The 13,733-nt window shown below is 56.6% G+C and carries 9 protein-coding genes; 8 read left to right on the top strand and 1 reads right to left on the bottom strand.

Features of this window, described 5'->3' with window-relative positions:
- Nucleotides 1–43 precede the first annotated feature (43 nt).
- Nucleotides 44–997: a glutathione synthase gene (gshB, locus tag MELB17_RS00960; RefSeq protein WP_007348237.1), complete on the bottom strand. Its 954-nt coding sequence runs from the start codon at nucleotides 995–997 to the stop codon at nucleotides 44–46.
- A gap of 298 nt (nucleotides 998–1,295) precedes the next feature.
- Here gshB and pilG point away from each other — a divergent pair, with 298 nt between their 5' ends.
- The 8 genes from pilG (at nucleotide 1,296) to MELB17_RS00920 (ending at nucleotide 13,727) form a co-directional block, all read left to right on the top strand.
- On the top strand, nucleotides 1,296–1,688 hold the full coding sequence (pilG, locus tag MELB17_RS00955; RefSeq protein WP_007348236.1) for a twitching motility response regulator PilG: 393 nt from the start codon (nucleotides 1,296–1,298) through the stop codon (nucleotides 1,686–1,688).
- 32 nt (nucleotides 1,689–1,720) lie between these two features.
- Nucleotides 1,721–2,083: a twitching motility response regulator PilH gene (gene pilH, locus MELB17_RS00950; protein ID WP_007348235.1), complete on the top strand. Its 363-nt coding sequence runs from the start codon at nucleotides 1,721–1,723 to the stop codon at nucleotides 2,081–2,083.
- Nucleotides 2,084–2,103: 20 nt separating this feature from the next.
- Complete coding sequence (locus tag MELB17_RS00945) at nucleotides 2,104–2,649, top strand: chemotaxis protein CheW (protein ID WP_007348234.1); 546 nt, start codon at nucleotides 2,104–2,106, stop codon at nucleotides 2,647–2,649.
- Nucleotides 2,650–2,743: 94 nt separating this feature from the next.
- Nucleotides 2,744–4,804 (top strand): methyl-accepting chemotaxis protein, encoded by a 2,061-nt coding sequence (locus tag MELB17_RS00940; protein ID WP_007348233.1) that lies wholly within the window; start codon nucleotides 2,744–2,746, stop codon nucleotides 4,802–4,804.
- Between the two features lie 25 nt (nucleotides 4,805–4,829).
- Nucleotides 4,830–5,729 (top strand): CheR family methyltransferase, encoded by a 900-nt coding sequence (locus tag MELB17_RS00935; protein ID WP_007348232.1) that lies wholly within the window; start codon nucleotides 4,830–4,832, stop codon nucleotides 5,727–5,729.
- An 11-nt stretch (nucleotides 5,730–5,740) separates the two neighbouring features.
- A complete protein-coding gene (locus MELB17_RS00930; RefSeq protein ID WP_007348231.1) occupies nucleotides 5,741–12,271 on the top strand; it encodes an Hpt domain-containing protein in 6,531 nt (2,176 codons plus the stop codon).
- Nucleotides 12,268–13,269: a chemotaxis protein CheB gene (locus MELB17_RS00925; protein WP_007348230.1), complete on the top strand. Its 1,002-nt coding sequence runs from the start codon at nucleotides 12,268–12,270 to the stop codon at nucleotides 13,267–13,269. The genes MELB17_RS00930 and MELB17_RS00925 overlap by 4 nt, the downstream gene beginning before the upstream one ends.
- The gene (locus tag MELB17_RS00920) at nucleotides 13,266–13,727 is read left to right on the top strand and encodes a chemotaxis protein CheW (protein WP_007348229.1); all 462 of its coding nucleotides are present in this window, start codon (nucleotides 13,266–13,268) and stop codon (nucleotides 13,725–13,727) included. Before MELB17_RS00925 ends, MELB17_RS00920 begins: the two co-directional genes overlap by 4 nt.
- The last annotated feature ends 6 nt before the right edge of the window (nucleotides 13,728–13,733 follow it).

Raw genomic sequence — 13,733 nt, 5'->3', positions numbered from 1 at the left:
TCCCGTTGCTCTTGAACCATCAAATTAATACCGCTTTAAACAATCAGCGCTGCTGCAGCCGTTTGGCAATGGCATCCATCAACATCGCGCTGATATCAATGCCAAAGGCGGCGTCTAGTTCGCGGATACAAGTGGGGCTAGTTACGTTGATTTCGGTCAGGTAATCGCCAATCACGTCCAGACCCACAAACATCAGGCCCTTGGCTTTTATCACCGGAGCCACCCGGGCACATATCTCGCGATCGCGGTCGGTCAGTTCGCGGCCTTCACCGCGGCCACCGGCAGCCAGATTACCGCGGTTTTCACCGGCGGAGGGTATGCGCGCCAACGCGTAGGGTACGGGCTCACCTTCAATCATCAGAATGCGTTTGTCGCCCTGTGTGATTGCGGGCACAAACTTCTGCGCCATGGCCTGCCGGGTGCCGTGTTCAGTGAGGGTTTCAATGATCACACCCAGGTTGCCGTCGTTTTCTTTAATACGAAATATAGAACTGCCGCCCATGCCATCGATTGGCTTCATGATGATGTCTTTGTGCTCGGCGTAAAACGCGCGTAAGCGCGCTGAAGAGCAAGTGACAATCAGCGGCGGCGTCAGGTCTTCAAACTGGGTGGCAAACAGCTTTTCGTTGCAGTCACGCAGAGTAGCCGGCGGGTTCATCACCAGCGCGCCCTGCACTTCAGCGGCGCTCAAGATATAGGTGGCCATCAGAAATTCACGATCGACCGGGGGGTCCTGGCGCATCAAAATAACGTCTAGATCGCCCAGGGCAATGTCGGCTTCCGATTCAAAGCTGTACCAGTCGTTTGGGTCCATCCGCACAGTCAGGTTGCGGCTGCGGGCCCGAGCCTGGCCGCCATTCAGATACAGATCCTCCGGTTCCATATAAACCAATTGCCAGCCCCGTTGTTGAGCGGCCCAAAGCATGGCCAGCGAGCTGTCTTTTTTGAACTGGATCCTGTCAATGGGATCCATCACGATACCGAGTCGGACTGTCATAACGTCTCTTTCTATTGCCGGGGATTTAAAAATACGAACCGGTCTGCAAAGCAGGCCTTTCACATAGTGCTATGCTGACAGTTCAGATGGTATTGTACCCGAGCCGTGAATGCATCTGCAGAAATCCTCAGCCCATAACGTGATGGGGCAGACAAAAGTACGTTTGTTGACGAACAAGTACTGTCTATTCGGGCACCTATACTTTATAAAGGAGCGGAGTTCATAGGACAACATTGGTGTTTGTGCTAGAACCCCGGTTTGCTAACAATACAGTCGCTGAGCGCAAGGCAGTTGGACAATGGACGACAACTTCGGGAACTTGAAAGTCATGGTAATCGACGACAGCAAAACGATTCGTCGCACTGCCGAAACCCTTTTAAAGAAAGTTGGCTGTGATGTCATAACCGCGACTGACGGTTTCGATGCTCTGGCCAAAATTGCCGATTCCAAACCCGACATTATTTTTGTTGATATCATGATGCCGCGGCTAGACGGTTATCAGACCTGCGCCCTCATCAAGAACAATTCTACCTTTAAGAACACGCCGGTAATCATGCTGTCCAGTAAAGATGGCCTGTTTGACAAGGCAAAAGGCCGTATTGTGGGTTCCGATCAGTATCTGACCAAACCATTCAGCAAAGACGAGCTGCTTAATACCATTCGTCATTTCGTGCCGCAGGCGCAGCACTAATTCTGACAATTCCGGAACTCATTGGGGACATCATGGCTCGCATTCTTATTGTTGACGACTCGCCCACCGAGGTGAAAAAAATCACCACCATGCTGCAAAAGCACCAGCACGAAGTGCTGACCGCAGATAACGGCGCCGATGGCGTGGCCAAAGCTCGCTCGGAAACCCCAGACCTGGTGCTGATGGATGTCGTCATGCCGGGCCTGAACGGTTTTCAGGCCACCCGCCAGCTAACCCGCGCCCCGGAAACGGCATCGATTCCGGTCATCATTGTGACCACCAAAGATCAGGAAACAGACCGGGTTTGGGGTACTCGGCAGGGTGCCAAAGGTTATTTGGTCAAGCCGGTTAATGAGAACGATCTGATTCAGGTCATCAATAGCCTGATTGGCTGATTTTCAAACACGGAGTACGTATGTCTGCCCAGCCTGCCCCCTTTGCTGTTCTGACGAACATAGCCCTACGCAGCCGTCAGTTATCAGCAGGCCTTCCAGAGCAGGAAAAAACGGCCGAACAATGGAATGGAATCGGTTTTATGCTGGCTGGTGAACACTACGTTGCGCCCATGGGCGAGGTTACTGAAATACTGCATGTCCCCCGTTTTACCCAGATACCAGGCGTACGCCCGTTTCTGATGGGAGCGGCCAACGTGCGCGGCCGATTATTGCCCCTGGTCGATCTTGACGCTTTTTTTGAACTGCCCCGCTCCGGCACCGGCCCACGCCAACGAAGGGTCCTAGTGGTTGAAAAAGACGACTTGTTCAGCGGGTTGGTTGTTGACTCGGTTCTAGGCATGCAATATTTCGGCGCAGAGAATTTCACATCAGACACCAGCGGTGTTCCTGATCGTATTCAACCCTTTGTGGCCGGCGGCTATACGCGCAACGGGAAAACCTGGAATGTGTTCTCGGCTACCGAGCTGCTCGGTGACGAACGCTTTCTTGACGTTGCACAGCGTTGATCGCAACGGCCGTGGCAGGCTTATCAGCCTGTGACCGCACCCATTCCGAACCAACAGACTTGTCCATTTCAGAACAAAGGCCGGGAGCCAGAAGATGAAAAACAAAGCCGGAAGACTCGGTAGCAGACAAGGTGGCAACAAACTGATTGCCGGGCTGACTACCGTGCTGATCGCCCTCACCGTATTACTGGTTGTGGTGCTGTTCATGGTTAACCGTGACAGCCAGTACGATCGCGAATACACGAACACCACCGCCGAGCTGAGAGTGCTGTCGCAGCAGATCGCCAAAAACGCCACCGAGGCCGTCAGTGGCAACGCCAGCGCGTTTGACCAGCTGAGCAACGCCCGCGACAGCTTCCGCCAGCTCTGGAGCAATCTGACCGAGGGCGACCCGCAAACTGGCCTGCCCGCCAGTGAAGCCGCAGCTGCCAGCAATGTGCAGCAGCACTGGGATTCGGTGCGCGAAAACGCCGACATTATTCTGGCCACCCGCGACTCGGTCATGAACATGCAGGAGGTGACCAGCACTCTCAGTGAAATCATCCCGCAGATGCAGGTTGAATACGAAGACGTCTCTATGGTTCTTCAGGACAGCGGTGCCCCGGAAGCCCAGATTGCTCTGGCGCGACGTCAGTCGTTGCTGGCTGAGCGTATGTTCCGCTCAGTGAACAACGTGCTCTCCGGTGACGAAGACGCGGTGACCGCCGCCGACCGTTTTTTGACCGACGCCACCCAGTTTGGCCGCGTACTGAATGGCCAGCTTGACGGCAACAACGCGCTGGCCATCACCCGCGTTGCCAACGAAGGTGCGCTTTACGGGCTCGGGGCGGTCGCCGAGCTGTTCGGGTTCATTGCCAGCAACGCCGATGCGGTATTGCAGGCGTCTCCCGATCTGTTCAAAGTCTCCAACGCCGCTAACGACATCTTCGAAAACTCCGAAATTCTGCTCACAGAACTGTCCGAACTGGCCACAGAACTGCGTGACCTTTCGGCCGCGCGAGTCATCAGCCCTACTCTTGCCTTTGCGCTGCTGGCCGCAGTGATTGCTATCGTCGTGTTCATTGGTTTGGCGGTTTATCGCGAATCCCAGACCCGACTGACCAAAACCCAAGCGCAGAATGACCAGAATCAGAACGCCATCTTACGTCTGCTGGACGAACTGGCCGACCTGGCCGACGGTGATCTGACCGCAGAGGCCACGGTAACCGAAGACTTTACCGGCGCCATCGCCGACTCAATCAACTACGCCATCGACCAGATGCGCGGACTGGTGCAAGCCATTCGCGGTACCGCTGTGCGAGTTGCTACAGCGGCTCAAGAAAGTCAGTCTACAGCCATGCAGCTGGCCGACGCTTCCGAACACCAGGCACAGGAAATTGCCGGCGCCTCGGCAGCGGTTAACGAAATGGCCGTATCCATTGACCAGGTATCGTCTAACGCCGCAGAATCGTCTGCGGTAGCGGAACGCTCGGTTGCCATCGCCAAAAAAGGCACCGACGTGGTGCAAAACACCATCCGCGGCATGGACAATATTCGCGAGCAAATTCAGGAAACCTCCAAGCGCATCAAACGCCTGGGCGAATCATCCCAGGAAATCGGCGACATCGTGTCGCTGATCAACGACATTGCCGACCAGACCAACATTCTTTCGCTGAACGCCGCTATTCAGGCTTCTATGGCGGGTGATGCCGGCCGTGGCTTTGCCGTAGTTGCAGACGAAGTACAACGGCTGGCAGAACGGTCTTCTGCCGCCACCAAGCAAATCGAAGCTTTGGTAAAAACCATCCAGTCAGATACCAACGAAGCGGTTATCTCGATGGAGCACACCACTGCCGAAGTGGTCCGTGGTGCCCGCCTGGCGCAAGACGCAGGTGTCGCCCTGGAAGAAATCGAAAACGTTTCCACGAACCTCGCGGAGCTGATTCAGAACATCTCCAACGCGGCTCGCCAACAGTCTTCTTCTGCTTCGCACATTTCCAATACCATGAACGTCATTCAGGAAATAACCTCGCAGACCTCATCGGGCACCAATGCCACGGCTTACTCAATCGGTAATCTGGCAGACATGGCCTTCGAGCTGCGTTCGTCGGTAGCAGGTTTCAAACTTCCAGAGGAAGACGAAGTAGCAGACATCAAGGTTCCGCTGGTGAGCTGAGTCTGAATCAGAGGTGGAAGCAGCAATGGCAAACGCCCCGGGCAATCAGGCCGCAATGAGCGGCCGCTGGACTCCACAGCGCTTTACGGCCATGGACGATGCGCAGTTCGACCAGTGGCAAACGCTGCTGGAGCAGCGCACGGGCATGGCGCTGGCAAGCGCACGACGCTCGTTTTTAGAAACCAATCTTGGCATACGCATGCGCGAGCTTGGCTACTCAAGCTACCAGGACTATTACCAGGCGGTGGTGTGCGGTAGCGGTGCTATCCGTGAATGGGCCAGCCTGGTAGACCGGTTAACGGTTCATGAAACCCGTTTTTTTCGTGACCCGGATGCCTGCCAGATGGTCGCCAATTATGTAAACGGGCATTCGCGCGAACAACTGACGCAACGGCCTCTGGAAGCCTGGAGTGTTGGCTGCTCCAGCGGTGAGGAGCCCTACACTCTGGCCATGGTGTTAGCTGACTGTTTGCAACAGCGCGACGTAGAGCCCTTGTTCGGGATAACCGCATCGGACATTAGTCCCGTAGTGCTTGAAAAAGCCCGCCGTGGTTACTTTAACCTGCGCCGGCTTGAAGGTATGAAACCGGAGTTTCAGGCCCGTTACTTCAGCCCGATTGACAGCAAACAGGTACAGATATGCAGCAGCCTTCGCGAGCGCGTGTGCTTTAATTGCCTGAATGTGCTGGATCTGGAAAGCGCGCCGACTCACGGAATGAACATTATTTTTTGCCAGAATCTACTGATTTATTTTCACCGCTGGCGCCGCCAGGAGATCGTTCGGCATTTGGCAGAACGCCTGGCTCCAGGTGGCCTGTTGATTTTGGGCCAGGGCGAGCTAAGCAAATGGCATCCACCCGGCTTGCAGCGGGTGCCCTCGGGACATGTACTGGCGTGGACCAAACGCCAGACTGACGACGAATAACCGGAGAGGTTATGGGCAATAACCATGACAGTATCGCCCTCGACTGGGTTCGGGGCGAAATACAGAGTACGCTGACTCAGGGCCAGCAGGCTTTGGAAAGCTATGTGGACAACCGTAAAGACACGGCCCGCCTACGCTTTTGCCTGAACTATCTCCACCAAGTGCACGGCACACTGCAAATGGTTGAGCTCTACGGAGCATCCCTGCTCACCGAAGAGATGGAAAAACTCACCCAAGCCATTCTGGGCAACCAGGTTGACAGCGAAAACGAAGCCGTTGAAGTGCTGATGCAGGCCATTCTGCAGTTGCCGCAATACCTCGACCATATTGACAGAAGCAGTGATGATTTCCCGCTGGTGCTGCTGCCCCTATTGAATGATCTGCGCGCCGCACGCGGCGAAGCATTGTTATCTGACACCTCTTTGTTCAAGCCTGATATGTCGCCGGCGCGCGCCCGCGGTGAAATAAAAGACGACCGATTGCAAGAACCAAAAGTGCGCGACCATGTACGCAAACTGCGGCAAATGTATCAGTTCGCGCTGGCTGGAGTGGTGCGGGAAGCCGACCTGGGCTCCAACTTTGATTACATGCAAAAAGTAATCAAACGCTTGGTTCGGCTGTGTCAGAAAACGCCGCGGGGTGAGCTGTGGAAAGCCGCCGCTGGTTTTGTCGAAACACTTCAGCTTAAAGCCAACCCGGTTAACGCGGCTGTAAAGTCGCTGCTGCGGGAGCTGGATAGCGAAATTCGACAATTAACAGAAAATCCCGGCACGGCCCTGGCACATCCCGCACCAGAGGCTCTGTTCAAAAATCTACTGTATTATGTAGCCCGCGCCCGCGAACTCGATTCACCACGCATAGAAGCCCTGCGCACGGATTACCAGCTAGCCCAGGCATTACCTTCTGATGATGATGTAGATGCAGCACGTTCACGGGTCAGCGGCCCTAATCGCGACGCCATCCATTCTGTTGTGCACGCCCTCAACGAAGAACTCGCCAAGCTCAAAGACTTGCTGGACCTGTTCGTCCGCGCCGACCTGCGCAGCAACGATGAACTCGAAGACCTGCTGCCAGGTTTACAGCAGGTAGCCAACACCCTTGCGGTTGTTGGTCTGGGCGTGCCGCGTAAAGTGGTTAATGAACAGATTGATCTGGTGGCCCAACTGGTCCGTCAGGATCAGCGTGTATCCGATAACACGCTGATGGACATCGCCGGCGCCCTGCTCTATGTGGAAGCCAGTCTGGCTAATCTGGGTCAGGACGGCCAGCATGAAGATACCGACCAGCGCGACCTGCTGAACCCCGGTTCGCGGGAGCTGGGGGATGCCAACGGTGCACTGCTGAAGGAGTCTCGCAATACTCTGGAACAGGCCAAATCGGCCGTCGTCAACTTTATTGCCTCACAGTGGGACACCCGTGAGATTGAACACCTACCGGCGCTGCTGCACAGCATCTGCGGTGGTCTGAGGTTGATACCGCTTGAGCGTGCCAGCGAGTTGCTGGAAGCCATGGAACGCTACATCAATGACGTGCTGCTGAGCGGTCGCGAGGTGCCCAACTGGCAGGAGCTGGATACTCTGGCCGATGCTGTTACCAGCATCGAGTACTATCTGGAACGCTTGAGTGAGGGGATCCGTGACAACGACAGCGTGTTGCGGGTGGCGGAAATCAGTCTCGAAAGCTTGGGCTTCCCGGCAGGCAAGCCGTCTACCTGGCGTCCCAGAGCTGACATCAACGAAGCCGACATTCCCTTGGTGGACACGCCACTGCTGGACGCCGTATCAGCGCCCACCTTAGACACGGGTGTAGCCCCAGACGAACTGTTGGATGACGAAATTGTTGGTATTTTCATCGAGGAAGCCGAAGAAGTTCTGGCGACCATCCACGAATACTATCCGCGCTTACAACGGAATCACGACGACCGTGCAGCGCTGGCCGAAATGCGCCGCGCCTATCACACATTCAAAGGCAGCGGCCGCCTGGTGGGCGCCAGCAGCCTGAGCGAACTGGCCTGGGCGGTTGAAAACCTGCTGAACAAACTGATTGATCAAACCGTCAAACCCAACGATGACGTGTTTTCTCTGGTCACTGACGCCAACGCGTACCTACCGCAGCTGATCAATGAGTTCCGCGCCGGCAACCCGGAGGGCGATGTTGCCAATCTGGTTGCTCGTGCCGAAGCCATCACTACCACTCGCCGCGCAGATACCGCAGATACCGCTGCCGCTACCAATGCGCCGGCCAGCGCCACAGACCGCACCGGTAACCCGCAAAGCGAGCTGATTGACGACGAAATCCTGGAAGTTTTCATCGAAGAGGCCGGTGAAGTATTAGCCAGTATTGATGAATACATGCCTATGTTGTTGCGTCACTATGGCGATCGCAGCGCCTTGGGTGAAGTGCGCCGCGCCTTTCACACCCTTAAAGGCAGTGGCCGCATGGTCGGCGCCGACGTGATCGGTGAACTGGCATGGTCTGTGGAAAATCTGCTGAACCGGGTGCTTGACGGCAGCCGCAGCATGAGTGACGCCGTTGCCGCTCTGATTAGCGATGTTATCGCGATTTTGCCGGCGTTGGTCAGTGATTTTGAACAACACCGCAGCGCAACCGTTGACACCCATGAAGCACAAGCCCGCGCCCATGCACTGGCCGACGGCAAAGACGTGCTGGCGGCCACTAGTGCAGTTGCCGCAAGCGAAGCCGCCACCGGCGATGTTCTGCAATCGCCCGATTCAGGGCCAGAGCTGGACGACGAGTCAGACGTAGACCAGCTTCTGCTGGACATTTTCGAGAGCGAGGCCCTGTCTCACCTAAAAACGGTGGAAGCCTATATTGCCAGTGCCGCAAACAAACAAACCACGGCCTATACCGACGAACTAACACGGGCACTGCATACCCTCAAAGGCAGTGCCCACACCACCGGTATAACGCCCATTGCCGATTTGGTTACCCCTCTTGAGCGCTTTGTGAAAGACGCCCGCGCTGAAAACAAACGGTGCGACCGCGATGTTATCTCCTTGCTAGAGCAAGGCGTGTCATTGTTAAACCAGGGCCTGTTGCAACTTCACAGCCAGCCACTGGCAGAATTACCGGGCAGCCGCGAGTTCCTGGAGCAACTGGCACAGCTGGCTCGCGCTACCTTAACGGGCACCAGCTACGATGACACCCAGCTATCGTCGGCCAATAGCCGCTCCGCTTTGCTAGAACTCTTTCTTAGCGACGACATCAACATCGTGCTTAACGCCAGCCGCATACTGGACAGCTGGATTGCCAACCCCGCTAATGGCCAAGCCCTTGAACAGCTGCGTCACGAACTGACGCTGCTGACCGCGGCTACCGAAATTACCGGCCTGGACGACATAGCCACGTTGTCGGCGGCGTTGCAAGACAGCTACAGCGTTCTGGCTGACAGCGACCGCGAGCCAAAACCCGAACTTCAGGCCTGCCTGCACCTGGCCCATGAGCAGCTAATCAACATGATGGATCAGGCCGCCGCCGGACTGACCATCGACAGCGCAGATCCGCTGCGACAGCAGCTGATGGATCTTACCGATGATGTTCTGGCCAGCGACGCCTTCCTTGCCGAGTTCCAGGAAGACGAAAACCTAAACCATCACCAACACATAGACAACGAACCGGCAGCTGCTGAGATAGCATTTGAAGCACCCGTGCAGCCCTACACACCGGATACGGAAGACGACATAGATCATGAAGTGCTGGAAATTTTCCAGGAAGAAGCCCGCGAGTTGATCGACAGCACCGCCGACGCACTTCAGCGCTTCAGTCAGGACAGCGGCAATCACGATTTACTGCGATTGCTGCAACGGGACCTGCACACCCTCAAAGGCGGTGCCCGCCTGAGCAAAGTGGGCAGTATTGGTGATCTGGCCCACGAACTGGAAACCCTGTTCGAAGGGCTGGTTCAGCAACAACTGGCAATATCGCCGATGCTGTCTGACCTGCTTTTCAGCTGTCACGACCGTCTGGCCAGCATGGTAGAAACGCTGGAAAATGGCGACAGTCCGCGCTCAGCGCCCGACCTGATCGCAGAAATACAACGTTATTCCAGCAACGCTGCAAGCGCTAGCGCCGATCATTCCTCGGTTGCTTTGCAACCGGAGCCAAGCCCAGACGCGCACGACACCAACAGCGTAACCACCGACCCGGAACTGATGGGCATCTTCCTGGAAGAAGCCTATGACCTGATCAACGCCACCGGCAGCGCACTGCACAGCTGGAGCGAGAATCCCGAAAACAGCATGCTTGCCGCCGAATTGCAGCGCGATGTGCACACCTTGAAAGGCGGCGCACGAATGGCGGGCGCAGACGCCATGGGTGATCTGACACACGCTCTGGAGGGTTTGTTCGAGCTGATTACGCGGGGCGAACTGAAGCCCGGGCCAGAGTTGTACGAACCTCTGTTTGCCTGTCACGACCGCCTGGCCGCCATGGTAGAACAAATTGCCACCGGCAAAGCCTGCCCACCAGCTCAGGATCTGATCGCGCAGGTGCACCAGCTGCATCCGCCGCAACAGACCGAGCCTTCAGCGCTGGTTCAAAAGCCTGCGATAGTGGAACAAAAAGTCGAGCAGGAAGCTGCACAGGAAGCGCCAGCGCCGGCACCAGAGCAGCGGCAAACGCCCACTGTTGCAGTGCCCAAGCCAAAGCCTGCGCGCACGCAAACCCGCAAGACCTTGCGCACCACGCAAGAAACCATTCGGGTGTCGGCACCGCTGCTTGACGAGTTGGTCAATCTGGCGGGCGAAACCAGTATTGCCCGCGGCCGCCTGGAACAGCAAACCAGTGATTTTAGCCACACTCTGGAAGAGATGGCCGCCACTATTGAGCGCTTGCGCGAACAGCTGCGGCGCATGGATATCGAAACCGAAACCCAGATTCTGTTCCGCGCCGAAAAAGAGCTCGGGCCCGATTACGGTGAAGACTTCGACCCACTGGAAATGGATCGTTATTCGTCTATACAGCAGCTATCGCGGGCTCTGTCGGAATCGTCTTCCGACCTGATCGATCTGCGCCAAACCTTGGCCGACCGGATTCGCGACACCAAAACCCTGCTGGTGCAGCAGTCACGTATCAATACGGAACTGCAAGAAGGTCTGATGAAGACCCGCATGATTCCGTTCGCCTCAGTGGTGCCGCGTTTACGCCGTATTGTGCGCCAAATCAGCGCCGAGCTAGACAAGAAAGCCAATTTTGAGGTGTACAACGCCGAAGGCGAAATGGACCGCAACGTTCTGGAACGGATGATTGCGCCTCTGGAGCACATGCTGCGTAACGCGCTGGACCATGGCGTTGAAGCGCCCGAAAAGCGTCTGGCCGCAGGCAAAGCAGAAACAGGGGAAATCAGCCTGTCGCTGCAACGCGAAGGCGGCGACGTTGTTCTGCGCATGCGGGATGATGGTGCCGGCATTTCTACCGAGCAGGTACGCAACAAAGCCGTCAGTCAGGGCCTGGTCGGCCCAAATGATGTGCTGACAGAGCGCGAGGTTCTGCAGCTGATCATGACACCAGGCTTTTCCACCGCCAAGGAGATTACCCAGGTATCCGGCCGAGGCGTTGGCATGGACGTGGTAGCGTCAGAAATCAAACAGCTGGGTGGCAGCCTCGACATTCACTCCAGCGCCGGCCACGGCACCACATTTACCGTTCGACTACCGTTCACCGTGTCGGTTAACCGTGCCTTGATGGTCACCAGCGGCGACAATTTCTACGCCATACCGCTGAACACCATTGAAGGCATAGTGCGGGTGAGCACCTACGAGCTGGAAGAATATTACAAACCTGAAGCGCCGCTGTACGAGTACGCCGGTCAGGAGTATCGCCTGCAGTATCTGGGCAATCTGCTGAACAGCGAACACCAGCCAAAGCTTCAGGGCCAGGCACTGCCACTGCCGGTTATTTTGGTGCGCGGCGCAGAGCAACCTATGGCCCTGCAGGTAGACAGCCTGGTGGGCAGCCGCGAAATTGTGGTGAAATCTCTCGGGCCTCAGTTCAACTCTGTGCGTGGCGTATCCGGCGGCACCATTCTGGGTGACGGAAATGTGGTGGTCATTCTTGATCTGCCAGCAATGATCCGCTCCGACATACTGTCAGAGCAGCAGCGCGCCAGCTTCAAAACAGACCAGCCGCGCCAGAAACCGCGACTTCACCAGCGCGCCACCCTGGTGATGGTGGTCGATGATTCCGTAACCGTGCGTAAAGTGACGTCGCGCCTTCTTGAGCGCAACGGTATGGAAGTGATTACTGCCAAAGACGGCTTGGATGCCGTGGCCCAGTTGCAGGATTACCAGCCTGATATCATCCTGCTGGATATTGAAATGCCGCGCATGGATGGCTTTGAAGTGGCCGGCTTTGTTCGCCACGACGACGTTCTGCGAAATACACCCATTTGCATGATTACCTCCCGTACCGGAGAAAAACATCGTGAGCGTGCATTAGCCATTGGCGTTAACGAATACCTGGGTAAGCCGTTCCAGGAGACCACCCTGCTAGAGGCCATTCGCAGGCTGACAGGTAACCAATGATGGCAACTGGCGCCGGCACACTGGCTATCGGCATAGTGGCAGATACCGTCACGCAGCGGCAACGGCTCAGATCTAGCCTAAAAGAACTGGGGCTGGTTACCTGTTTTTGCGGCAGTCCGGCGGAATTGTACGCCAGTGCAATATTGCCGCTGGCGGCCTGCTGGCTGGTTCAGCTGGAAGACGAAGAGGAGCATCCCGAAGATTGGGATCTGGCCCTCATTGACGGAGATGCGCCGGTATTATTAGGACTGGACCCCGCGCCCGCTGAGAACGGTAAAGACAACGCCCGCTGGCAACGTAAGCTGGAGAATAAACTGGAGCGCCTGCTCGGGCCGTTATCAGCACCCCAGAGCGCCAACGCAGAACCATCAGAGCTCATAGCCGCCAGGCAGGTATGGGTTCTGGCGGCGTCACTAGGTGGGCCAGAAGCGGTAAAGAGTTTTCTGGACCAGCTTCCCCCCGATTTGCCGGTGGGGTTTGTGTATGCCCAGCACATCGACGGTCAGTTTACAGACGTGTTAACCCGGGTACTGGGCCGCCACGCCCACTACCGCTTGAAAACAGCAAAGCCGGGTGACGTCATCGCAACGGGGGAAGTGGTCATGCTACCGGTCGACCACGAATGGCAGATAGACCGCAGCGGCGCACTGGAGGAGCTGCCTGGCCCTTGGCCGGGGCCCTATGGCCCGTCCATCGACCAGGTGCTGCTGAATATGTCGAATTACTACCGCGAAAACTGCCACGCCATTATTTTTTCCGGTATGGGATGCGATGGCGCAGTGGCTGCACCCATGCTGCGCGCCTACGGCAGCCGCATCTGGGCGCAAGACAGCGAGAGCTGCGGGCAGGCCTCCATGCCCGAATCGGTCGCCGCCACCGGCTGTGTCAGCTTTCGTGGCACGCCCCAGCAGCTAGCGCAGAAACTGGTCGCAACTCTCGAAAACACTGACCTGCAGCAAAGCAGTCAGCCATCAGATTACGCCGGAGGTAACCCATGACCGATAACAACCAGACCCTGGCTTGCGTGATGATTCCGATGATCGGCCGTCAGCTTCTACTGCCCAACGTATCGCTGGCTGAAGTGGTGGACTACAGCCCCGACATCAACACAAGCGCCGACGCACCCGCCTGGCTGGCCGGCCATCTGGAATGGCGCGGGCTAAGGCTACCGGTTATATCCTACGACGCAGCCAGCGGCGGCCAATTGGCACAACCGAATAATCGCCGCGGCCGGGTGGTTATCCTCAACAGCATCGTCGAAGAACACCGCGAACACCCCTTTATTGCTTTGATGACTCAGGGCATACCCAGCCAGAATCGTATTAATCAAAGCCAGATTCAGCGCCTGGACAGTCCAACCGGCGTCGCCGACCTAATGGAAGTCGAAGTAGACGGCGAGCGCGCCTGGATTCCCAATCTGGAATATCTGGAAAGCCTGGCGCAGCAATTACGCTGATGCCTC

Source organism: Marinobacter sp. ELB17 (assembly GCF_000169375.1).
Taxonomy (GTDB): domain Bacteria; phylum Pseudomonadota; class Gammaproteobacteria; order Pseudomonadales; family Oleiphilaceae; genus Marinobacter.
Note: the sequence above shows the minus strand (reverse complement) of the source record. Positions and strands in the feature narration are given on the sequence as shown.

Excerpts from the sequence above, each read along its gene's own strand:
- gshB (WP_007348237.1), bottom strand. The coding sequence starts at position 997 with ATGACAGTCCGACTCGGTATCGTGATGGATCCCATTGACAGGATCCAG.
- pilG (WP_007348236.1), top strand. The coding sequence starts at position 1,296 with ATGGACGACAACTTCGGGAACTTGAAAGTCATGGTAATCGACGACAGC.
- pilH (WP_007348235.1), top strand. The coding sequence starts at position 1,721 with ATGGCTCGCATTCTTATTGTTGACGACTCGCCCACCGAGGTGAAAAAA.
- MELB17_RS00945 (WP_007348234.1), top strand. The coding sequence starts at position 2,104 with ATGTCTGCCCAGCCTGCCCCCTTTGCTGTTCTGACGAACATAGCCCTA.
- MELB17_RS00940 (WP_007348233.1), top strand. The coding sequence starts at position 2,744 with ATGAAAAACAAAGCCGGAAGACTCGGTAGCAGACAAGGTGGCAACAAA.
- MELB17_RS00935 (WP_007348232.1), top strand. The coding sequence starts at position 4,830 with ATGGCAAACGCCCCGGGCAATCAGGCCGCAATGAGCGGCCGCTGGACT.
- MELB17_RS00930 (WP_007348231.1), top strand. The coding sequence starts at position 5,741 with ATGGGCAATAACCATGACAGTATCGCCCTCGACTGGGTTCGGGGCGAA.
- MELB17_RS00925 (WP_007348230.1), top strand. The coding sequence starts at position 12,268 with ATGATGGCAACTGGCGCCGGCACACTGGCTATCGGCATAGTGGCAGAT.
- MELB17_RS00920 (WP_007348229.1), top strand. The coding sequence starts at position 13,266 with ATGACCGATAACAACCAGACCCTGGCTTGCGTGATGATTCCGATGATC.